Genomic DNA, 22,000 nt, shown 5'->3' on the forward strand with positions numbered 1-22,000 from the left:
AATCGCCAAAAGGGATTTAACCGCGGATGCCTAGTTTGGTGATCAGGCCGTTATAGCGCTGTTCACTTTTTCCGCGTACATAACTGAGCAGGCGCTTGCGACGACCAATCATCTTGAGCAGTCCCTGACGGGATGAGAAGTCGTGCTTGTTCTCCTGCAGGTGCGAGCTGAGCTTTGTAATCCGCTCGCTAAGCATTGCCACTTGCACCTCCACAGACCCTGTATCGGTTCCATGGGTTTGGTTGGCGTTGATCAGCTGTTGCTTTTCTGTTGTATCGAGCGACATGCTTGTCGTTTTGCCCTAAGAGACCAAAAAAACAATCTAACTCTTTGAGGACCATTGTTTAGGCAGCTTCCTGACTAAGCCAGCGCAGGCTTGCTCTCAGCCAGGCGTCAGTGTCGTCGATAGAGGGGACAGACTCAGGCATGTCACTGGCTCCTATTGCAGCACCGCTGGCCACAGCCCTTATGGCACGGCGTATTTCAAGATCTTCGTAACCAAGGCCCCCAAGGGTGATCTGTAGCTCATGCAGACTTGAATCCTTGAGCTGATGCGAATCGATCACACCATTGTCCACCAGGGACATTCCAGGATCACGACAACTAAATTCAGCCAACTTTGTGCGCAATTCCACCGCAAGACGTTCGGCTGTGCGCTTGCCTACACCTTGAGCCTGACAAAGCTTGCGTAGGTCTCCCTGCACAATCGCCTCTACAAGTTCTCCGGTCTGACATTCCTCTAGAAGAGCGAGGGCCATCTGGGGCCCCACGCCGCTGACACCAATCAAGGTACGAAACATGTCCCGTTCTCGTCGTTCCGGGAAGCCAAACAAGCTGGGTCCATCATCACGCTGCACCTGATGGATCCAGAGGATGAATGTGTTTTGCCCGTGCTCCATTTCGCTGAGATGGCGCGGTGCAATCTGAACCTCGTAACCAACACCAGCACATGCCAGAACGACTCCTTGCCGAGTCCCTTGCTGCCAGGCTTCTACCTTTTGCCCTTGCAGCCAGCCAATCATGAGGTTGCTCTTGATGTCATCCATGCTGCCTGATCTGTCCAGCCTCTGCTTGATCGTTCGAGGTCCTGCTCAGAGCTTCTGGAGCTTGTTTTGTTTTGCGTAACCGGTCTAAAACTCATTTCCTGCAAGAGTTATCAGTGCCGTTGCCAGTAGATGTCAGCCTGAAGCCCTGTTACTACAGACTGAGTAATTGCAAACGGCAATTACCAGTCTCCTAGATCTTGAGACGGGGAATTCAGCAGAGATGGGCCGAGTGCATGTTGAAAAGCGAGATAACAGTCAACTACATGAGCATTGGGTCTTGAAGGTAATAGTTCACTTTGATTAGCAGCTACCTGTTGATTCAAAGCCTGTAGACATTGCGTTTTAATAGTTGCTCTAGTCTTATCAAAAAAAGGTGGGTTAGCGTTTAACTGTCTATTGATGACCATCTTCAAAAGAGGAACCCTAACAATCGACCCAAAGAAGAACTAGAACATGGATACCGTGTTGCCTATAGGCATGACGAGGTTAGACAACCTCATCATGGACATTCCTGTTCCACCTGACTACGATTGTTGTAGTTGATTAAAAAACATGGCGCCTTCTTACAGAGCAAAATAAATAACTCCATTTTTCTTCCCTAGAGAAGAATTCATTGGTTGGGTTCTGAAGATAATCAAACGATGAGGTTCATTTTGAAACCGGTCTCCCTACCAACTTGGACTCGTTTCGACTTGTTTCTACGTCCTAAAGGTGACGAGATCTAGATCTCGTCAGGCGCTCCTAGGGGTGAGCTTTTAAGGATTTTTTACAGAAATTGCCATCCGATAGCTTACAACTCGATCAACAAGATTGAGTTCGCAATCTTTTTTTCATGTTGGTTGCTTTTGGATATTTTCTTGTCTGCTTCTGAAGCTGATGAGTGTTGCTCCTAGTACCATCAGAGATCCAATCACGAACCAGCCATCAACGGGTTCAGCAAACAGCAGGACACCCCAGAGAGTTGCGAACAAAACTTGGAAATAGCCAATTGAACCTGCTGTGGCTGCTGGCAAAAGAGTTAATCCCTCGGTAATCCAGATTTGCCCAAGTTGGGTAAATAGGCCAATACCCAGTATCCAGAGCCAATCGATTCCAACTGGCAAGACTCCCTGATTCCCAAGGAAGAGCAGGGCTATTGGTATTGATGTCAATGGAAAGTAGAAAACGATCACGAGTTGATGTTCCTGCTTGGAAAGCTCACGTACGCAGACGTAGGCCAGAGCTGTAAATAGAGCACCTGAAAGCGCAATAGAGACAGATAAAGGGGAGTAACCGGTGAAGCTTGTGCCAAGCCATTCGGGTTTTAAAACCAGGGTGATCCCGAACCAACCGAGAAGTACTGCTATGCCAATACGTTGATGGATTCTTTCTCTTAAAAACATCCATGCCGCTAACGCAATAAATGTTGGATAGGTGTATTGCAGAACAGTTGCGGTAGCAAGGGGTAAGGACACCAGGGCGTCAAATACACAGAACAATGCCGCTGTGCCCAGCAGCCCGCGCAATAACAGCAACCTTTTACGGTGTCCCCAGGGGGAAACCCCAACCCGACTAAGCATGAACCAAGTAATTGCCAGGCTGATCAGAGATCTTGCGAACAAAATTTCTGCGACAGGTAAACGACCTCCAAGGTGTTTGACGCAAACGGTCATCAAGCTGAAGGCCAGAGCGGCGAGCAGGAGTGATTTGAACCCGCGCCTTTGGCTGTTTGTCTGCAGTTGGTTGTTGCCCTGCATTGACATCATTCATCTCATCCACAGAACTGAGGCAATGGCATAGTCAACAACACAAGAAAAGAGGCCATCCCTGAAAGCCTTTGCCAAAAGGGAAAGACCAGCAATAGGATTGAGATCGCCATGACGTTCCAAATTGGTGATAACAAGTCGCGTTGCTTTAAGAGAAGCAACCCACTCTCCTAATTCTTTTTAAATTGCACGACTGTAGAAATCTCTAATGGATTCAAAAGCCATGAAACTCTCCTCCTTTGGAGTTACTGCTATGGTGGCGTCCTTTGTGTTTGTTCCAGTAGCCGCCTGGGCTGGCCCAACGGTTTCTGTACCTGACTTTAAAAACCAGGTAGGAAGGTTGTCTTGGTGGAGCCCGCGTGTGAGCCGTCAGCTCGCGGATGCTCTTTCCAATGAACTAGCCCTTGCTGGTGGACTAACAGTGGTGGAACGGCAGAATCTCAAGGCCGTCCTCTCTGAGCAAGAGCTTGCCGAGTTGGGGATTGTGCGAAACGACGGAGACGCCGCACGTAGCCGTCAAATGCGTGGCGCCCGCTATTTGATTATGGGGCGTGTGAGTGGCTACGAGGATGGAGTTGAAACAAAGCAATCTGGAAGTGGGATGCGCTTTATGGGTTTTGGAGGCTCGAAGACTGTTTCGGAATCAAAGGCTTATGTTTCCATCGACCTCCGGGTAGTGGATTCCTCCACTGGAGAGGTTGTTGGTGCGCGAACAGTAGAGGGACGTGCGACCAGCACAGCTAAGCAGAAAGGCTCCGGCGGATCTTTGGCTCCCTTGGCTGGGCTTGTAGGAGGTGCATCCGGTGCAAGCGGGGCAGGGGCCTATGGCCTTGCGGCTGCAGGCACTTTTAGTTATGAAGAATCATCCAGCGAAAGTAATCGCACTCCCGCATCAAAAGCCATTCGCGCAGCTCTCATTGATGGTGCTGATTATGTGAATTGCCTATTGGTGATTCGTGATGGTTGTTTGGCGTCTTATCAGCAGCAAGAAGCAATTCGACGCTCTAATACACGTGATGTGCTGCAACTCGATTGATGTCGACCAAAGTTTTGTCATTTTTCGACAGGGCTGATTACGCCGTTTGCGCTGCCAATACATAGAGGACGATGTTGAAGAGGTTTTAAGTTGTTATTGATCTCGGCCTTGCTTGTCGAATGGATTGATTTTGCTGATCATGTTCTCTTCTCGACCTCTCGCAGCGCAACCAGCAAAATAAGGTCATGCCCGTCCCCCGTCTTCACCCGCGCACCATCGAGGCCGTCAAGGAGCGTGCCGACATTGTTGATGTCGTTGGCGAACATGTGGTTCTAAAGAAAAAGGGCCGTGAATTCGTAGGGATCTGTCCGTTCCATGACGACAGCAAACCATCGATGACGGTCTCGCCAGCGAAGCAGTTTTATTACTGCTTCTCTTGTGGAGCTGGTGGAAACTCGATCAAGTTCCTGATGGAGTTTCAGCGCCAGAGTTTTGGTGATGTGGTGCTGGAGCTTGCTCGCAAGTATCAACTACCTGTTGAGACGGTCGAGGGGCCCCAGCAGGAACGACTACGTCAGCAGCTCTCTCGTCGAGACAAGCTTCATCGTGCGCTTGCATTGGCGGCCGGTTGGTTTCGTGGCCAGCTGCGTACGCCAGTTGGTGCAAGTGCGCTGAATTACCTCACTGAGAAGCGGGGCCTTAGTGAAGTCACCTTGGAATCCTTCGGGCTTGGCTATGCCCCTGAGCAATGGGATGGTTTACTCAAGCACCTCCAGCAGGTGGAAGGTTTATCTGCTGAATTACTGGAAGCCGCCGGGCTTGTTGTGGCGCGCAAGGGGGGAGGAGGTTTTTATGATCGCTTTCGTCATCGTGTGATGGTGCCGATCCACGACCGCCAGGGAAGGGTGATTGGTTTCGGTGGACGCAGTCTTGATGGCTCAGAGCCGAAGTACCTCAACTCACCTGAGACAGACGTGTTCGAGAAAGGCAAGCATTTGTTTGGACTGGATCGAGCGGCGAATGCCATCCGTAAGGATGACCGGGCTGTGGTAGTCGAAGGATATTTCGATGTCATTGCATTGCATGCTGCAGGTGTCACCAATTCAGTGGCCTCCTTAGGCACTGCTTTGAGTAGTCAGCAGATCACCCAGATCTGCCGTTGCAGCGAAGGGAAGCGGATCGTGCTTAATTTTGATGCTGATGGAGCCGGTGTTCGAGCTGCGAACCGAGCCATTGGCGAAGTTGAACAACTGGCTTTGCAAGGCCAGTTGGAATTACGAGTGCTTCATTTGCCTTCTGGCAAAGACCCCGATGAATTTCTCAAAGATCATGGTGCTGGCGATTACAGGGCTCTATTAGATCAGTCACCTCTTTGGCTTGATTGGCAGATTCAACAGGTGTTGGAGGGCCGTGATTTAAGTCAAGCGGATCAGTTTCAGCAAGCAGTGAGTGGCCTGGTTGCATTGCTCGGCAAGTTGCCCCAGTCGGCCGTACGGACCCACTACCTGCAACAGGTTGCCGAACGCTTGAGCGGTGGGCAGGGCCGGTTGGCCTTGCAGTTGGAGGAAGACCTGCGCCAACAAGTGAAAGGGCAGCGCTGGCATGGCCGCTCAAGTCGCCATGAGCAACCTGGCGAGGCCAGTCAACGGGAGCGCAGCGAGGCGGAAATCCTGAGGTTATATCTCCATTGCTCAAATCATCGGGCTGCTATTCGCAGGGAGTTACGACAGCGAGAGCTGGAGGATTTTGCCTTACAACATCACCGTTTGCTTTGGGCGGCGATCACTGATTTGGAGGAAACCAATCTTGGTGCAGGACGTTTAGAGGCGATCAGTCGAGGAACTGACTCTGGTCATGATTTGGAGGATATTGAGTTACCACGGCTACTTACCGATCAGTTGCTCCTGGAGAACAGTGCTCTAGTCGCTCGTCTTACCCCGTTATTAGAGCTTGGCGAGGTTCATTTGGCGGCTATGGCTAAGCCACTGCTTCAGCTCCGGGGCACAGCAGCGGCTCTAGAACGCCAGAAATCCCTCAAGCGTTGTCGTCATCTTCTTGAGGCCTGGGGTGGTCAGCGTCTTGAAACTCTTGAGCGTTGTATTGCTGCTTTGATTCAAGAAGAGCGACAGCAACCTACTGAATCAGTCGATATGGAAAAGCGTATCGAAGCAATGTTTGAGGAGCTCAACAGCGATGCGTTGCGTTTCCAGGAGCTTTATTACAGCGAGCGCAAGCATATTGGTCACTTAGATCAGCAGCGGTGTGGTGGGTTCTCAGGCCAGGATGTCATTCCGGCTTAGGTCATCAGTCTGTGGATGCGCTTCACAAGCCAATCGGCGATATCAAAGAACTTGTTGTCTTGATTGACCATCACGATTCCTGCTTGCATCTTCTCGCTGATCTTTTCTAGCTTTTGAATGCACCGCTCAGCGAGGCTTTACCATCTACGTTTCAGTCCATTAGCAACAGCTGCGCAGGTCAGCGAATCCTTTGTAGGGCTGTCAGATAAGGCGTCAAGTTGTGGAGCTTAAAGATGAAACTCACTTGTCATTCTAAGCAGATGGTTGTCTCTACGGAGGTGTACTGAGGCCCTTTAACTGCACCATGGCTCTTTAAAGTGATGATCTCTTCTTAAATTTGATGGCATGAGCTTCTACGAAGCGATTTGGCACGGTGAGGGCATTGGTGATGGAGGTGATTTAGAGGAGTCTCTCCAGGCTTATATCGTGGTAAAACCTGAAGATGGCGACTGGACAGAAGCCTGTGCGAAGGACGGGGCGAATCCTCATGTGGATCACTACTCTTCCTTCGACGCTTATCTTGATAATGCCGATGCAATCGAGACGATTCCGGTAACCCCGGCGATGATTGCAGGAGCTGTACAACAACTTTCCTCATGATCGCTGTTTTAATCCAAAGGTTGCTGCGATTAGCCTCTGATGAGTGACGTCCCTATTGCCTTTGCTGGTTGCACGCCGGTGAATCATCTCTGGCCTCAGCTTGTTGAACGGCTGGGAATGGATAAATCAAAACGCGCAGTGCGTCAGGCGCTTGATTTGCAGGGCATGCAAGGTCATGCTGCAACTTTGCCGGTGCTTTTGGTTGAAACTTGTGGGGTCGCCTTGGCTAGTACTGAACTGCTGCGTCATCAGACCGGCCTCGCTTGCCATGGTGAGCGCATGGTATTGCTGTTGAATCGTCGCGAAGAGGAGGTGCAGCTTCTGCAGCAATTTTAAAATGCATGCACCCCCTAATGATCAAATAACAAAACCTCTCTTCTTCATTGTATATCTGTAGATCAGTTACTCTGCCTTGAGATTATTTTAATGGCGTTCAGTCACCTTTGCAGACTTTGCGGTAAATCTGTTGAGATTACTGAAGCATTTGCCAAGAGTATTCAGCGAACGGGAGGGTCTTCAATAATTTGCTCTACTTGCCTGGCTCATGAAACCACACACTTGTCGCCTTCTAGGCCATCAGCCAGGCTCTCATTTGTTCGTCTAATAACCAAGACTTTTTTCATAGTAACTTTTCTATTTATCCTCACTTCTTTCTTCTCTGCATGGCGCATTCTTTATGGATTGGAGATGTGGATGGAACCGAGCAAATCAAATCCAGCCCAATCCACTAACTAATGAGATCTGTTGACATTCAATTCTAAATTTCAGGCCAGCACCAACGGCACGTCATTGAGGCGAGTTGTGGCCGCGCGGCTGAGTTGATGACGACGCATGCTCCATCCTGGCTGCATGCCACAAACAGCCCAACTCACGGTTCCGCTGCCGTAACGGTGATTGAGTCGGTCGACGGTGTTCATTAGTCGATCGCGACGATGCTGCTCATCGGCATGAACTGCTACCAACAGGTGTTGTTGCAGATGGTCTGCGCTCTGTAGGTTTTGCATCAGCACCCCGGCTTTGTTTAAGCGGCGATGGGGCCGGTAGATTCGCTCTACTAGTGGCAAGGCTGCTGCTAGCAAGATTGCAGTGTCGTTGCTTGGCAAATCCAGTTGGATGGTAGCGGCTTGGCTGTAAAACGATGGCGCAAATGGGCTGGTACGTGTGAATACGGTGAGGATCCCGGCCCGTTGCTGTTGTCGTCGCAGTTTTTCACTGGCGCGCACCACGTAGCTTGCGATTGCCTGGCGTAATTCCTCTAGGTTGGCGATTGGTCGGCTAAAACTGCGGCTAACGCAGGTTTCCTGTTTTGATGTTGGGGCTAGGGCTAGAGGAAGGCAGGCATAACCTTGTAATTCTCGTTGTAGGCGTATGCCTACAACGCCGCAGCGGGCATGAAGTTGGCTACGTGGCATATCGCGCAATTGCCGGGCATTGGTTACGCCTCTAAGTCGGCACCAATGGGCCAACTTGCGACCGATCCCCCATACATTTTCGATAGCGACGCTCTCGAGCCATGTATCTGGATCACTAGCGGTGAGTAGGTTGAACACTCCAGCGTGAGCCGGTATGGCCTTGGCCAGGTGGTTGGCAAGTTTGGCCTGACCTTTACTGGCGCCAAGTCCGATTGCTATCGGTAGGCCCAGGTTGCGATGCACCTGGGCCCGTAGTTGACGGGCCCAGGGCTTTAGGTTGTCATCAGAGGGACCATTGATGTAAGCAAAGGCTTCATCAATCGAGTAAATCTCCAGCTCCTCACAATGTGCTTCCAGCAAGCTCATCAGTCGTTGGCTCATATCGCCGTAGAGGGCGTAGTTGGAGCTGCGCACGACAACGCCAAGTCGGTCCAATTTGTGACGGACCTTGAAATAGGGCGTGCCCATGCTGATTCCGAGAGCACGCGCTTCGGAGCTGCGAGCAACAATGCAGCCATCGTTGTTGGAGAGCACGACCAGAGGACGACCGATCAGCGAGGCGTCAAGGCTTTGCTCACAGGAGGCATAGAAATTGTTGCCGTCGATCAGAGCCGTGACCCGAGACATGGCGCTGAAGGGAAGCGAGCGAAACTATGCCCTATCCTAGTACAGAGATACTAGCGCCTGTTTGATGGCGAGAACGTGCTTTGCTGTGACAGCCAGTCGCAATGGTTGTCGTCAATGTGGCGAGGAGAATGTCAATGCAGACTGGCGGCCAATCATTACTTTGATTGGTTGTTTGGCTGCATTGGTCTTGCTTGGCTGCATCAAGGTTTCCAACCTCAAGCCTGTCGTTGTGACCTAGAAACCTTTTGCAATAGAGGATACTGGCTCAATGGCCGGCGAGGCGTAGCTGAATCCCTAACAATGTCTACAAAAAGTCGTCTATGACGTCTTAGCTGAACCTGGCCACATAGGTTGATTCCATGTTATGAGCAACCGCATCGGTCGGGTCTTTTGTAAAACCAACAAGACCAAAGGATTTGCAATGGCACCAACTCTAAGCAAGCATCAGAAAGATATTATGCAGAGAGTCAATAAGGAAACCTTCTCTGAATGGCTATCAAGAGGAGATAGGCAAGAGATCAGAGAGTTGATGGAAGAGGTCTGGATCGAATGGCTTTGCAAGGAAGATGATCAGTTCCGCGAACGTTACTATGAGCTTCAATCACAGGGTGATTGCGAATGGCTCAATATCAGAGAAGAAATCTTAGCTGTGCATGGCCATGTTGAGTCTCAAGAAGGAGCCTCAGAGCTTCAGCAAAAAGCGATTAAAGCCAATGGTATTAAACACTTACATGATTGGTTTGCATTTGTAGATGAATGTGTTCACGAGTATCTGGAAGATCTTGGCTGGGCAAGGGGGCCGGAGGAGAAATCCCTGAATTACTCCCACACCTCTGTTTCTGATTGGGTTTCCGATCAAGAGGCAAATGAACAACAAGAAAGGCGTCAATGGCTTGGTCAGTTGACCGACACGTTATGGGATTTCAAAGGCTCCTCTCATTTTTATTGGTCTGATCGCATCCTTGCCTTACGCGATCTGGGTGAACAAAAGTCAGCCATTTGATCCACCAAACTTGCCTATCTCTATATACGATTTAAAGGCAATATCTTTAAAGGTGAGCAACAACACTATTGCTATGCCGGGCAGCCTTATTCATCGTCTTGCCTATTTTGAGCCTATTCATGTAGGCGTTGTGTTGAGTGGGATATTTGCTGCGCAGGGTTGAGGCTATGAATGGAATGCACTGCCACACCCCAGATTTGCACGTCACCGAAGCGGGCCAGATCCAGCGGTGGGTAATTGGAATGGGCGGCTTCTAGACGCAGTACACCACGGTGGCGGACAAGTTGTTTGAGTGTGAAGGCACCATCAAGAATCGCCACCACGATGTGACCGGGGCGTGCATCTAGGCTGCGGTCGACAACCAAGAGGTCGCCATTGTGGATGCCAACACCTGTCATTGAGTGGCCGCTAACACGCAGGAAGAAGGTGCTAGCCGGATGACGAATCAACTGTTCGTTGAGGTCGATACCGATCTCGATATAGTCCTCAGCAGGGGAGGGGAAGCCTGCCGCCACGTGCTCACTCGCTAATGGCAGGATCTGCGGCTTCCGCTCGGAGCGCAAATGAAGAAGAGGCTCGCTGAACTCCATCGCGACATCGAACATCAACCTGATAGTACACCCGTTCCAGTGGGGTGATTTTCTGATTTGGCTTGATAGGGGTGTGTCCCCAAGCGGTAGCAACCTCTTTACAGGATCGCTCGTGCTTGATCGAGCTGCTCTGTAGCACCTGCCAGCTTTTAAGTTTTAAGCGCTGTCTAAGGAACCTTTCTCAAAGGGCTTTCGTTTTCACCTGAACAGTCCTCGGAAGATGCTTACTGCCTGCATAAAAAACGAGAACAACAGTGTCTTTTGGACCAAGACTTTTCCCGGTATGAACTGTATTCACTGTCTCAATCAGCGCAGCTCCCTGATTGAAAAGGCGTGTCGTTCCATCTTGAAGAGTTAGCTGAAGCGTGCCTTGAAGGATTACTCCTGCACTGATGACTGGGTGGGTATGCAATGGCAGGGTGACTCCGGCTGGAATCGTGATACGCAGAACTGTGATTTCAGCGTTGCTGGTTGGATAATCGGGAAGAAAGTTTCCATCCCATTGCTTAGTGCTTTGCACAAGTGTTTCAATCTTAATACCAAGATCCTTGCTATATTTAGCATTATCATGTGCATTTAAGGATGTTGATGAAATGGTCGAAACCACAATAATTGACAGTGGCGCAAGCAATAGTCTTTGCATGATCAATTAAAAAGGTGTAGACGCAAGAAGATTAGGGACTTAGCGTCATAGGCTGCATCAATGAAACACGTTTGATAGTCATTAGCTGGTCAGAGAAAGATTCGATCGCAGAAGCATTTAGGCCTTAATATTCCTCAGATCATAACTCACTTATCATTCTGGGCATTCACTTAACTGAAGCCAATTGAAAAAGATAGGTGTATATAATAGTATTGATTTAAATCAACTGCGGCGCATCTCTGCCTCGATCTCTTCTGTGCTGAAGTCTCTCTCTGGATGAGCAAGCTTCCAAGACTGAACAGCAAGAGAAATGCCCCATCCAAAAATAGGCCAAATGGGCCAGAAGTAGCCCATGCCAGTTACCAACCAAATCACAATCAGAGCAAGGTTCACAGTGAAATAGGTTTGAACCTGTCTCTTCAGTGCCCTTTTCTTCCTGAGTTGTGATAATGCTTTTTTGCGCAAAATTTCGTCATCAGGCATATCAAAAGACCTCTATTGATCATTAGGTGGACAATAACCAGCTTAAAGTCAACTGCAAGCTTGGTCAGCTCAAAGTAAATATTAGTGACATGAACTTGAACAGCATCCTATTTTGAGGTTCTAATATTAGTTCGTTAACTAAGAATTAACAGACGCCCAGGCTGGCAACTGATAAAGAATGGGAGGATGGTTGAATTTCATTCTGGAGAGAGTGTTGTGGCATATATTGCTGAAGCAATCTGACATTTGCGAATCATCATTGTCTTAAAATGATTTCCTTTTCAGTGTGCTCAAGAGTTATCGCATTAATCGAAAGCAGCTGTTTTATCAGTGATCGCAATTCAGATCTGCAGAATCGTTAGCTCCTGTGGTATTTACCTCCTTGCAGGATGGTCTTAGCTCGGTAGAGCTGCTCCACAAGCAACAAGCGAGCAAGTTCATGAGGAAGCGTCATCGCAGACAAACTGAGCTGCCATTGGGTTGAGTTTTTCAGCTCTGCTGATAGGCCATCAGCGCCACCAATCACAAAGGCAAGACGTTGAGAGCCATATTGTTCAAGGCGTTTAGCAAAGGACACTGAAGTCAGCGCTTCCCCTTCTTCGCTAAGAGGAACCAGCACTTCGTTGCTATTGAGTGCGGCCCTGATCGCTTCCGCTTCTCGCGGCATAGATGCATCACGAACCTCTGTGATAATCAAGCCTGGTAGGCGTTTTTGATACATCGCTAGGCCGTCTTGGATCCAGCCTTTGCGTACCTTGCCAACGGCGATGATTCTAAACGCACAGTTTCTCAAGAACCGTTGCAGCAACATCACTCTCCATGATGCTCGGTTATAAGCGCTGTTCAACAGATCCCCAGAAGAGAATGTTACTTGAAGTGCTTCAGGCGCAATCCCGCAGAGCGAAGCAGCGCATAGAAGGCCGTCAATGGCGCGATCGATTAGGACCAGTCAGAACAGCATCTAATGGTTTGCTAAAAGGTCGATATCGTCTACGGGGAGAAGGGTGAGAAAGCTCTGGGTGCAGTGGCAGGAGCTGTATGCGAAGGAGTGGTCACAATGGTTGGCTTGGCCTTTATTTGCACATGGGATCTGGGTGATGCTCGCCGGAGGCAGCAGTGGCTGGTTTTTGCCTGGTTTTTTAATCTGGTGGGTCGCTTGTGATCACACAGTCCCTCCCTGGAGGAAATGGCGAAAGAAACAACTGGCAAAGAAGGAAAGGAAGTAGACAGCCACATCAAGCGCTCTCCATTCGCAAGCGGAGTATTCCCTGGAGTTAGAGATCGATGAGCTAGGTCACACTTTCATTTGAACGAGATCACCTCCAGAGCGAGTGATCAGCGAGAAGCTAAATGCATCGAAGGCAAACAACCATCTCAACCAGAGTAAAACAATGTCCATGGAACGCCACGATCAAGAACTAAGCCTTGATCAACTGAAAGCCATCTCTGCAGGCATTATTCTTAATAATTATATTGGCTTAAATATGGATCTAACTGTAGACAGATGCAATATGGGAAGGCCTTCGTGGCATAAGCTGCCTAGCACATGGAAGCATCCTCGGTACAATATTCAAGGCAAAGTACATAAGCGATATGAAGAGTGGACGGCAATTAATATGAATTAGCGATTGGTTATTGAGATGATTACAAAGGATTCATCTTAAGCAAATAAAAATTACAGGGAGTAGAGTTCAAAGCAAGTAGCGAATAAATCCAATTAGATTTAAAAATAAAAGGAGCCAATCCTTAGCAACACTTATGGAATAGATTCATGAAGAATTGATGCACCAATACAGTTTTAAAAAACAGACATTTGGGCATAAACCCCTGATATCAATAAAGCTCAACAGACCATTGGATAAAGATTAACATTAGTGGTTCAGCTGTCTCTAAAGTAATTATTCTTATTTTCGCTTGATAAGAGTAATATTGATATCGATAGGCGATGAACTGGTTAGAATCAGCATCGAGCAAATTAATTGCCTACATAAAGATAATAAAACTAATGGTAATAGAAGTATTTACAAACAAGGCCATTCACATAGTTCTCAAACATTTTCTCAACTTCAGTGGTAGAAGCTGTAATCTATTGTCAAGCCAAAAGGCACCTATGACAGCAAGCATCATGAAGCAAGAAGACTTCCTGTTTGACCACTTCAGACTTAGTCAACAACAATTAATCTCTTATAAGATTTTCTGGGTGGATCGTTGGTTAAATTATTGTTGGGATGATGTACTGGGAAGGATCGGTGGACTTGACCTTCCTTCTATTGGCAGAGCCTATAAATCTCCCCCTCCAGCACAACTACTGCTGTTGTCGAATGGCCAGAAAATAGAACTTTTTGACCGAAATAAAGACTACCTCTTGAGATCTATTCTTGAGGATAGTAGAGGAGATATTGGCGCGATTGATTTCAATAGGCAGTGGCTTTCTGATAACTCTAATAATAAGGAATTAGAAGCGATTGCAAAGCAATGGGATGCTTTTCTAAAAGAAGAGTGTAATGACGTGATTGAAGAACAAGAGAATGAGGGCATCAGACTAATCACATCCTCATTACCTTTAACAATAAGAAATTTAGAATTTGCCAAGCAAGAAAAAGAACAAGACTGGGACTGGGAAATAAGCAACGGATTGATCATGCTTACTTGTAGCGGAGATCATTTTAATAACACCGTCAAGCCTTATTTAGATAGTGGTCAGGCAGACTACCTGGATTCTAATTCAGGTCCTGTACTAGGTTGATTCGACTGATCTGGCAAACTAAATCAAAAGCATTAGTATTTATCATGATATCAAGTCAATAAAAAAGCAGGGATCAAAACCACGAAGCATTACTGAAAGCCTAAAAGAGTGGTTAAAAGTGAAGATCATCATGCCAAAATAAAGAATGGGTCAACAAAGAAAGGATTGGCATATGGTTTCAATATGTAGTCTTACCATTAAAACAAGCCTTGTGAATAAACAAAACAGATCTCGCTTGCTAAATTAGACGGGAATAAGAATAAGATTAATATTAAGAGATTCATGTTTATAGTACCAAAACTTGCTGTGACAGAGTTGATCATCAGGCAGAATAAGACACCTTTAAATTAAAAATTAAATGCTTAAGACTTTTAAGGATAGAGCTGCTAATAAGGCAGACTGATGTTGTCGTTAAAGCTATTGGATAGTTGCTATTCAGCAAAGCTATATAAGCTTTTATTTAACCTGACCAGATAAAAAAGAGTTATTAATATGAATAATAGATGAACAACAAAAAAGCCATACTTTAATGTTTATAAGCAAAATTATCTTTCGATGAATTTTGGTCTGGTCAAGGCTAGAGTAAGGCCACCAATTAAACCAAGATTCATAAATAGTGCTTTAGGCTGAAAGGGGAATGCATGGAAGATGACTGTCGTAGGCACAAGAAAAATAAGTAATAGTGATGCTCCAAGTTTTTGGCTCTTGCCAAATAGAAGAAGTACTGAGCCAACAATAAGGCAGGCAATTGCTGCCAACAACAAGAAGGGTGCTAATGATTCAGGGATCCCTTGCCCTGAGATTACTTCAACTACTGATGAGAACTTGGTAATCTTTGACGGAACTGCGACAACAAAAACAGCGGATAAACAAAGCCTGCCGATGAAATCAACTAACTTCCATACATGTGGTTGAGGCATTGGTCTGATTGGTTCTTTGCTAATTATCTACGAATGATGTTGTACTGGCCTAATTGGTGTGGATTCCTTACAAAAAGGCATTCATGAAAGTAATCCTGATGGATTGAGAGCTATCTGCAATGAACATGAGCGAGTTCAAGACTAGACGCGTCTACTGATTTGATCACTCAACGCGTGTGGTCATCAGAGACAGCTAAAGGCTTGGATGAAGCACACACTAGATCCAATCTCTGCAATTACAATGGTCTGATAGCAGCAAGAGCAGTGGAAGGAGTACTCTTCAGCAAAAGATGAACAACCTACAGGCTGCTAAGAGGCACAGTAATGTCATGAATATGATCTTCTTAGACTTGACTGTGAGACACTGATGTGATTCCCTTTAAGGGTTGGCCATGGTCTCAGTGGTAAACCTTGGTAAGGCAGATTAATAGTGATTGCATTACATCAAACTGCAATACAGGATCATCCGTACCAATGGCGATCAAAGTGGAACGAGATGAACGAAACTCACATCGAAGCCAATCATTTAACAATGAATCAGCCCACTCCAACCCCTATTTCTGCAAAGGATCTGCATCGCTGGTTGAGCGACTCCTCCTCTCTACCAATCTGTGTGGATGTGAGAGAAGACCAGGAGCTTGAGTTAGCCCCATTCCCAGCCGATGTACTGCATTTACCGCTGAGTCGATCTTCTGATTGGATGGAAACTCTGCCTCAACTATTACCAAACGACCGTCCTGTCGTCGTGATTTGCCATGCTGGCATACGCAGTTGGAACTTCGGGACCTGGCTTTTAGAGCAGGAGATTAGTTATCAGGTCTGGAATCTAGAAGGCGGAATCGACGCGTGGAGCATCAATGTCGACTCAAGCGTGCCCCGCTATTAAGCAAGGGTTCAAAACACATGCAAAGCTCCAGATTGATATAGAACTACGCTGACATTTATTCGAACCTAGGAATTAACTAAAGAATTATCAGCTTACTCGATCTGTACAGATGTTGAAAAGTTAAAAACCGGTCTGATCACTATCTATGCTAGGAATAGCCATGCAAAAAGACAAAAAATTATAATAGCTCATCTAGAAAGATGGGCAGTCATCAATTGCAAATGTTGGCAGGTGAAGACCATCTCAAATTGACAATCAGGATGGAAAAACAATTTTTGAGCTCAAAGAGAAGTCTAATTTGCGGGTGAAGCGGTTGATTGAACAAGATTGGGGATATAAAAAGGATCCGACCTATTCATAAAGACTTAGGCAGAAGAGACTGAAAGGATTATATCTAAATGAAGAGCCTTAGAAAACGATAGGCTGAATCATTCTTGGCATGTCTGCACAAGAAATTATTGATTTATCACACAAACAATTTGTCATTAGTGATTCAAAGAAAATCTTCCTGCCCTCTATAATCTTTATAGGCTAAGATCATAGTTTTAGGAACTTAGTCATCAACACCATGCAGCGACATTATTATTAGTGAATGAGCTTTCAAATCGATCTATTGCATTGTCTGCTTGCCTAGCATTAACAGCAACGGCAAAAGGTGACCGCCTTTCAGATTGGCATCTCCACAGGCAAGTGTTATTGCTTTGACGATGGAAGCAGCTGAAAGACTTAAAGAAACTAGAATGAGTCTTGATTCCAATTCTTAATCAAACTGCCGAAAAACTCCCTTTGGCCTGTAGTGAGTTCAAATTGTTTCTTTACGGGGGTTGCTAGGGACATCCGCATTGATGGAATTGCTGTTACCGCTAAAACTGCAGCAAGAACGACACGAAACAATCCAGTAGAAACGAAAACAATCAAACCAGTCTTTGACTTCATCGGTTAGGGTTCAAATGAAAAGAGGTAAAAGAAAATCTCAAAGCAAAGGTTCTGGAGTTAACAATTTAGATCTAAACCCTTTTCTGCTCTAGATCAACCCTTCAGATGAAGGGTTCTATCGTTGAATGTTGCCTTCTCTCGTTAATGAGACTTTTACCTAAGCCCTCTTTGAAGATGCCCTTTGCATCGATCATTGTCTTAAGAAAAGATATGCAGGCTAAGCACTTTCTTCACGGGACTTGATCAAGCCGGATTCAGTTCTAAGACGATCAAATCTCGTCTTCGTCTTCGTCTTCGAGAAGCAGCTGCCCGAAAGCAACATAAAGACTCTCCTCTGTGCTGCCAGGCGTCAGCGGGGGTGTCTTGGCAACGGTCGTTTTACCTTTTCTGGCGGAGGAGGATCTGTCGAGGGGGTTCATTTCGCCTTGTTGTTGGCGGACTCCTTCAGCCGACTCCTGAGTCTGTCGTTTGGCTTCGGCGGCCTTAAGGCGGGCCATCAAGTGAGGAGGAACTTTGCCATCAGGGCTCACCTGCATCAATTCCTGGAAGAGGGCCTGGGGATCGTCTTCGGTTTCGATGCGATGACGACGTTTGCTTGCTCGAGGCTCTGCTGTACTTGAAGCAACTGGTGTTGGCAAGGGCCGGGGTAACTGGCGACCCAGTTCACGTAGACGTTCAAGACTGCGGGGATCAAAACTCATCGGAGTGGTTGGCGTGGAGTATTTAGCTGCAGCCCAGGCTGTCTGCCGTATTGCGACCTGTGATCGGGTTGGTTCCCTCCGCCACCTCACAAAGCGTTGTGAGAGCATCGCCTCGCAGGGGCACATTGGTGAAGTCGGCACCTGTAATGGTCACGTTTTTGAAGCGGGTGTTGAAGGCGAAGGCGTCCTCAAGCACTGCATTGGTGAGATCAGTTCCATCAAATATGGCGGAATCAAGGGTGGAGTCTCGCAAGTTGGTGTTGCTGAGGTTGGCATCGTGAAGCTTGGCTCCAAAAAGGGTGGATCCTTCTAGATCACTCCCAGATAGATTGGCCTCTCGCAGGTTGGCAAGATTAAATGTGTCACCTCGCAGATCTTGGTTCGAGAAATCTGCATTGACCAACACCTGTTGGGAATGATTCATGATTGCCCAACTGGGTTGCAATGGCAATAGAAGTAGAAGGGCAGCAGCAGAAAAGCCAAGTAGTCGGGCGAACATTGGGTTAGGGGTTAAATAGTTAAACCATAGGTCCATAGGTAGAGGAATGATGGCTCTTGAGAAAGAAGTTTGCTGAGCTACGCATCCGCATCCCCATAAAAGCTTCTACGAGTGCTATCAACATTTACCCATGAATCATCCAAGTAGATAATTTGTCAGGTTAATCGAATAAAATAAATCCTATAACCAATACAAGAAAACAAAAGACTGTTTAAAGATTTACTATTGAGATTATTGCCTACCTACTAATTTACGGGTTGGCTTCCACTCACTCGCAAAGACTGCAAGCGCTAGAATCAACAGAGAAGCATAGGCACTTGCCGAAAGCTTATTCTGCAGGAAAACAACCCCTAGAAAAACTCCTACTAAAGGAACTAGATAGTTAACGAAGCCGGCAAATGTAGCTCCAGCAAGACCAACAAGACGAACATACAACACATAAACCAAACCTCCAGCAAAAGCACCCTGAGCAACCATTGCTAGTACCGCATTACTCTCGATATGGTGATGTGTTAAAGGTTGGCCAAGCAAAAGCAGTAATGCTCCTAACTCGATGGCACCACAAAGAAGTATATCTCTTGCTATTTTTATCGGAGTACCCATCTCTGGCAGGGTTCTAATCAATACAAGACTAATGGAAAAGCTCAGTGCAGCGGTTAAAATTGCGGCACTTCCAAGTAGGCTGTTGCCTTGTTGAGACTGGCTAACCTGAGGCCATAACAACACAACAACACCTGCAAAACCAAGGGCAATACCAATAAACTTTCCTCTCGTAACTGGTTCACTGCGAACAAAAACAACAACTAAAATAAGAGTAAAGATTGCCACGAGAGACATCAGGATCGCGGCAATAGCACTGTTGACATGTTGCTGACCCCAGGCAACAAGGAAGAAAGGAAGAGTTGCTTCAAAGAAGCCAATTATAATGATTTGACGCCAATAACTTATCTTTGAAACCGGATTATCATGAGCTTCAGGCAAGATCAACAAGAATCCACTCAGTGTTAAGAAGCCAATCGTCGCTCTAAGCCATGAAACTGCTTGAGGAGTAAAGACTTCTAGAGCAAGATCATTAAGTAAGAACTGAGATCCCCAGATTAGAGCAATTAAGATGAGAAGTACATATCGAAATCGAGATCCCTGGATTTGATTTGTCTGTCCCATCGAATTTCTTTCTATATATTTTATCATTCTACGGCCATAAGAAGCATCCCAGTTCATCTGCTTAAGGCTTCTTAGCTCAATCACTTGAGCATGATCAATAGGGTCATCTGCAAACCATTTCCTTATTAGCCAAAGCTTGTAATAACAACAAGCATAAGAATACCGTTATTCAACTCATCTTATTTACAAATTTAGCATTGAGGTTCATTCATGCTGCTTTGCATTAGGACTTTACTCTGCACTGTTACCAGCAAAATTCCTCAATCGCTTCAATTTAGGAATCCCCAATTGGAGATAACTCTTCAAAAACATACCGTTCAATCAATTCACTGATAAATATTTTTTTAAATAGTCTCAAAGATGCAATTCTATCAAACAAGGCAATCGCCCGGCGAATCATAAAGTGTATTGAATAGATTTTAAATGCAGCACAATCTAAACCTTGTCAGCAATAAAAAAACTACTGGTCTTGTCTATCCTATTGGGTTTAGCTTTAAAGTAATGAATCTACCTATCACTTTAATAAGCAATAATTGGGACATCATTCTCTTGAACTTTTCGCGTTGAATTCATACGTGCTGCTTTGTGTATTGGTACAGCATCGATGCATGGGTGGAATTCTCATGTGAATGCAGCAGCAAATGATGGATTCAACCCGGAAGGGGTGTTGGGGCGAAGAGCGGGTGTTACGCCTCCTACAAAGACGCGGATGGCAGTTGGTGAGCCAACGTTGGTCATGTCGCTATGGCGAGTTAGATCTTGTGCTTGAGAAGCAGCAACGGCTGCTGGTTGTGGAAGTGAAGTCTCGTCGTTCTCGTGGATTAGATCATTGGGGATTGTGTGCCTTTAACAAAGGAAAGCAACTGCGATTGATGCGTGCGATTGGATGTTGGCTGGCAACTCATCCTTACTTCGCTGAACACAGCTTGGAATTGGTGTTGGCTTTGGTACCATTACCGCCGAGTCAAAACACACTCGATTGGATTCGAATTGACGACCTTGACATTGATGCTGCTGATTAAAGCAACTCAATTCATCATCTCTTGAAGACAGATTGCTGACAGTTCCTTAACTTCCTCAACTGTTTGCTATGCGGATAAAATGCATCATAAAACTGGATCAGGCTGTTATCTGCTTATTGCCAAGTTTTTCATGATTCCTGAGAATGCCTTGGTCATACTTTTAAGCTGATCTGGATAATATTCTGTATTAAAGTCACTTTAGGCGCTTGCCATGAAATCATACTAAGTGACTTCTTGAGAAAGGACAGCTGATGTCTGATGCTACTAGCCATGAAATAGATCATTTCATGAAAGGTCTGATGAAGAGAAATCCTGGAGAGCCTGAGTTTCATCAAGCCGTCCATGAAGTTGTTGAAACTCTAATTCCTTTTATTCTTTCCAACCGTGTTTACAAAGACGCACAGATTCTGGAGCGGATGACGGAACCTGACCGCGTCGTTATCTTCAGAGTCTGCTGGGAAGATGATTCAGGCAATATCCGCACAAATCGAGCATGGCGTGTACAGTTTAATAATTCCATTGGCCCTTATAAAGGTGGAATACGTTTCCATCCCAATGTCACCTTGAGTGTACTGAAATTTTTAGGTTTTGAACAGACCTTTAAAAACAGTCTTACTGGTCTGCCGATGGGTGGAGGGAAGGGTGGATCTAACTTTAATCCTAAAGGCAAAAGTGACCGGGAGATAATGCGATTTTGTCAATCTCTGATGATTGAACTTCATAGACATATTGGTGAAGACACAGATGTACCTGCTGGTGATATCGGAGTCGGTTCTCGTGAAATTAGTTATATGTTCGGTCAGTACAAGCGCCTTGAAAATCGGTTTAGTGGAATCTTGACTGGCAAGGGGCTGTCATTCGGTGGAAGTCTTGTTCGTACTGAAGCGACGGGTTACGGATGTGCTTATTTCTGTGAAAATATGCTCAATCATATAGAGGACTCTCTCGTTGACAAAATATGTTCCATCTCCGGTTCTGGAAACGTAGCCCTCTACGCAGTTGAAAAGGCCATTGAACTAGGAGCCAAAGTTGTTACTCTTTCTGACTCAGATGGTTTTGTACACGTTCCAAACGGCATTAATCTCGATATGCTTGCGTTTGTCAAGGAGCTAAAGACTGTTCGCCGTGGGCGAATCCATGAATTTGCTAACCACTACAAAGGCGTTGATTTTTACGCAGGAAAGCGTCCATGGAATGTTCCCTGTGATATTGCCTTCCCTTGTGCTACTCAAAATGAGATTAACCGTTCAGATTCACAGGAACTGATCAACAATGGTGTTAAAGCAGTTGTTGAAGGTGCGAACATGCCAACCAATCTTGACGGCATTCATGAATTTCGTCATGCAAAAGTAATACTTGCTCCTGCCAAGGCTGCAAATGCTGGGGGTGTCGCAGTCTCTGGCCTTGAGCAGAGTCAGAATGCATTGCGTCTATCTTGGAGTCGTGAAGAGGTCGATCAACGCTTAAAGTCAATTATGTTGGAAATTCACTCCAAATGTGTTCAGCATAGTCATAAATACGAAGACTACACTGATTACATTACAGGAGCCAATATTGCAGGATTTACGAAAGTTGCTGATGCAATGCTGGCTTATGGAATTGTTTGATTTTATATCAGTGAATACATATGATTATGTTCGGCTGAGGTCGAATCAAAAGGGACAAGCAAAGTTTCATGATTTTTACACTCTGTGTATCGGG

General features: G+C 46.3%; 23 protein-coding genes. 11 read left to right on the top strand and 12 right to left on the bottom strand.

Features of this window, described 5'->3' with window-relative positions; all coding sequences use genetic code 11:
* Positions 1-16 precede the first annotated feature (16 nt).
* The 3 genes from rpsO to SIB66_RS10430 form a co-directional block, all read right to left on the bottom strand.
* Entirely contained in the window at positions 17-286 is a 270-nt protein-coding gene (gene rpsO, locus SIB66_RS10420) for a 30S ribosomal protein S15 (protein WP_011130024.1), read from the bottom strand.
* 58 nt (positions 287-344) lie between these two features.
* Positions 345-1,022 (bottom strand): Holliday junction branch migration protein RuvA, encoded by a 678-nt coding sequence (ruvA, locus tag SIB66_RS10425; RefSeq protein WP_063407055.1) that lies wholly within the window; start codon positions 1,020-1,022, stop codon positions 345-347.
* Positions 1,023-1,876: 854 nt separating this feature from the next.
* The gene (locus tag SIB66_RS10430; protein WP_063421691.1) at positions 1,877-2,791 is read right to left on the bottom strand and encodes a DMT family transporter; all 915 of its coding nucleotides are present in this window, start codon (positions 2,789-2,791) and stop codon (positions 1,877-1,879) included.
* A gap of 253 nt (positions 2,792-3,044) precedes the next feature.
* On the opposite strand from SIB66_RS10430, the gene SIB66_RS10435 reads away from it, so the two are divergent.
* From SIB66_RS10435 to SIB66_RS10450, 4 genes are all read left to right on the top strand, one after another.
* A complete protein-coding gene (locus SIB66_RS10435; protein ID WP_413681284.1) occupies positions 3,045-3,827 on the top strand; it encodes a CsgG/HfaB family protein in 783 nt (260 codons plus the stop codon).
* Between the two features lie 185 nt (positions 3,828-4,012).
* Positions 4,013-6,067: a DNA primase gene (gene dnaG / locus SIB66_RS10440; RefSeq protein WP_063406766.1), complete on the top strand. Its 2,055-nt coding sequence runs from the start codon at positions 4,013-4,015 to the stop codon at positions 6,065-6,067.
* A gap of 345 nt (positions 6,068-6,412) precedes the next feature.
* On the top strand, positions 6,413-6,667 hold the full coding sequence (locus tag SIB66_RS10445; RefSeq protein WP_011130019.1) for a hypothetical protein: 255 nt from the start codon (positions 6,413-6,415) through the stop codon (positions 6,665-6,667).
* A 39-nt stretch (positions 6,668-6,706) separates the two neighbouring features.
* A complete protein-coding gene (locus tag SIB66_RS10450; protein WP_011130018.1) occupies positions 6,707-7,003 on the top strand; it encodes a hypothetical protein in 297 nt (98 codons plus the stop codon).
* A gap of 428 nt (positions 7,004-7,431) precedes the next feature.
* Here the strand turns inward: SIB66_RS10450 and SIB66_RS10455 are convergent, their stop codons facing one another.
* The gene (locus SIB66_RS10455) at positions 7,432-8,706 is read right to left on the bottom strand and encodes a Y-family DNA polymerase (protein WP_063403921.1); all 1,275 of its coding nucleotides are present in this window, start codon (positions 8,704-8,706) and stop codon (positions 7,432-7,434) included.
* Between the two features lie 64 nt (positions 8,707-8,770).
* Between SIB66_RS10455 and SIB66_RS10460 the strand changes: the two genes are divergently transcribed.
* Complete coding sequence (locus SIB66_RS10460; RefSeq protein ID WP_155724662.1) at positions 8,771-8,944, top strand: hypothetical protein; 174 nt, start codon at positions 8,771-8,773, stop codon at positions 8,942-8,944.
* Positions 8,945-9,232: 288 nt separating this feature from the next.
* Complete coding sequence (locus SIB66_RS10465; RefSeq protein ID WP_413681285.1) at positions 9,233-9,709, top strand: hypothetical protein; 477 nt, start codon at positions 9,233-9,235, stop codon at positions 9,707-9,709.
* A gap of 113 nt (positions 9,710-9,822) precedes the next feature.
* On the opposite strand, the gene SIB66_RS10470 is transcribed toward SIB66_RS10465, so the two are convergent.
* The 4 genes from SIB66_RS10470 to SIB66_RS10485 all read right to left on the bottom strand — a co-directional run bounded on the left by SIB66_RS10470 (position 9,823) and on the right by SIB66_RS10485 (position 12,236).
* The gene (locus SIB66_RS10470) at positions 9,823-10,299 is read right to left on the bottom strand and encodes a LexA family protein (RefSeq protein WP_063407053.1); all 477 of its coding nucleotides are present in this window, start codon (positions 10,297-10,299) and stop codon (positions 9,823-9,825) included.
* 181 nt (positions 10,300-10,480) lie between these two features.
* Positions 10,481-10,819: a cupin domain-containing protein gene (locus SIB66_RS10475; protein WP_236069646.1), complete on the bottom strand. Its 339-nt coding sequence runs from the start codon at positions 10,817-10,819 to the stop codon at positions 10,481-10,483.
* Positions 10,820-11,164: 345 nt separating this feature from the next.
* A complete protein-coding gene (locus tag SIB66_RS10480) occupies positions 11,165-11,425 on the bottom strand; it encodes a 2TM domain-containing protein (RefSeq protein WP_063421693.1) in 261 nt (86 codons plus the stop codon).
* A 358-nt stretch (positions 11,426-11,783) separates the two neighbouring features.
* Positions 11,784-12,236 (bottom strand): 23S rRNA (pseudouridine(1915)-N(3))-methyltransferase RlmH, encoded by a 453-nt coding sequence (locus SIB66_RS10485; protein ID WP_063406758.1) that lies wholly within the window; start codon positions 12,234-12,236, stop codon positions 11,784-11,786.
* Positions 12,237-12,429: 193 nt separating this feature from the next.
* Between SIB66_RS10485 and SIB66_RS10490 the strand changes: the two genes are divergently transcribed.
* Positions 12,430-12,651 carry a hypothetical protein gene (locus tag SIB66_RS10490; RefSeq protein WP_063421697.1) on the top strand — a complete coding sequence of 74 codons (222 nt, stop codon included), beginning with the start codon at positions 12,430-12,432 and terminating at the stop codon, positions 12,649-12,651.
* Between the two features lie 884 nt (positions 12,652-13,535).
* Positions 13,536-14,171 (top strand): gonadotropin-releasing hormone-like protein, encoded by a 636-nt coding sequence (locus SIB66_RS10495; protein WP_413681286.1) that lies wholly within the window; start codon positions 13,536-13,538, stop codon positions 14,169-14,171.
* A 545-nt stretch (positions 14,172-14,716) separates the two neighbouring features.
* Here SIB66_RS10495 and SIB66_RS10500 read toward each other — a convergent pair.
* Positions 14,717-15,091 (bottom strand): DoxX family protein, encoded by a 375-nt coding sequence (locus SIB66_RS10500; protein WP_063406753.1) that lies wholly within the window; start codon positions 15,089-15,091, stop codon positions 14,717-14,719.
* A gap of 532 nt (positions 15,092-15,623) precedes the next feature.
* Between SIB66_RS10500 and SIB66_RS10505 the strand changes: the two genes are divergently transcribed.
* Positions 15,624-15,977 (top strand): rhodanese-like domain-containing protein, encoded by a 354-nt coding sequence (locus SIB66_RS10505; RefSeq protein ID WP_041384953.1) that lies wholly within the window; start codon positions 15,624-15,626, stop codon positions 15,975-15,977.
* A gap of 1,205 nt (positions 15,978-17,182) precedes the next feature.
* Here SIB66_RS10505 and SIB66_RS10510 read toward each other — a convergent pair.
* The 3 genes from SIB66_RS10510 to SIB66_RS10520 all read right to left on the bottom strand — a co-directional run bounded on the left by SIB66_RS10510 (position 17,183) and on the right by SIB66_RS10520 (position 19,361).
* Positions 17,183-17,614 (bottom strand): hypothetical protein, encoded by a 432-nt coding sequence (locus SIB66_RS10510; RefSeq protein WP_063406750.1) that lies wholly within the window; start codon positions 17,612-17,614, stop codon positions 17,183-17,185.
* Positions 17,615-17,636: 22 nt separating this feature from the next.
* Positions 17,637-18,113, bottom strand: coding sequence for a pentapeptide repeat-containing protein (locus SIB66_RS10515; protein WP_063407051.1), 477 nt, complete (start codon positions 18,111-18,113; stop codon positions 17,637-17,639).
* A gap of 231 nt (positions 18,114-18,344) precedes the next feature.
* Positions 18,345-19,361, bottom strand: a complete 1,017-nt coding sequence (locus SIB66_RS10520; protein ID WP_413681287.1) for a DMT family transporter — start codon at positions 19,359-19,361, stop codon at positions 18,345-18,347.
* A 557-nt stretch (positions 19,362-19,918) separates the two neighbouring features.
* Between SIB66_RS10520 and SIB66_RS10525 the strand changes: the two genes are divergently transcribed.
* Positions 19,919-20,299 carry a YraN family protein gene (locus tag SIB66_RS10525; protein WP_063407049.1) on the top strand — a complete coding sequence of 127 codons (381 nt, stop codon included), beginning with the start codon at positions 19,919-19,921 and terminating at the stop codon, positions 20,297-20,299.
* A gap of 251 nt (positions 20,300-20,550) precedes the next feature.
* Positions 20,551-21,906, top strand: coding sequence for an NADP-specific glutamate dehydrogenase (gdhA, locus tag SIB66_RS10530; protein WP_063406748.1), 1,356 nt, complete (start codon positions 20,551-20,553; stop codon positions 21,904-21,906).
* Positions 21,907-22,000 lie beyond the last annotated feature (94 nt).

Origin of the sequence: Prochlorococcus sp. MIT 1318, assembly GCF_047304505.1 — a bacterium.
Taxonomy (GTDB): domain Bacteria; phylum Cyanobacteriota; class Cyanobacteriia; order PCC-6307; family Cyanobiaceae; genus Prochlorococcus; species Prochlorococcus marinus_D.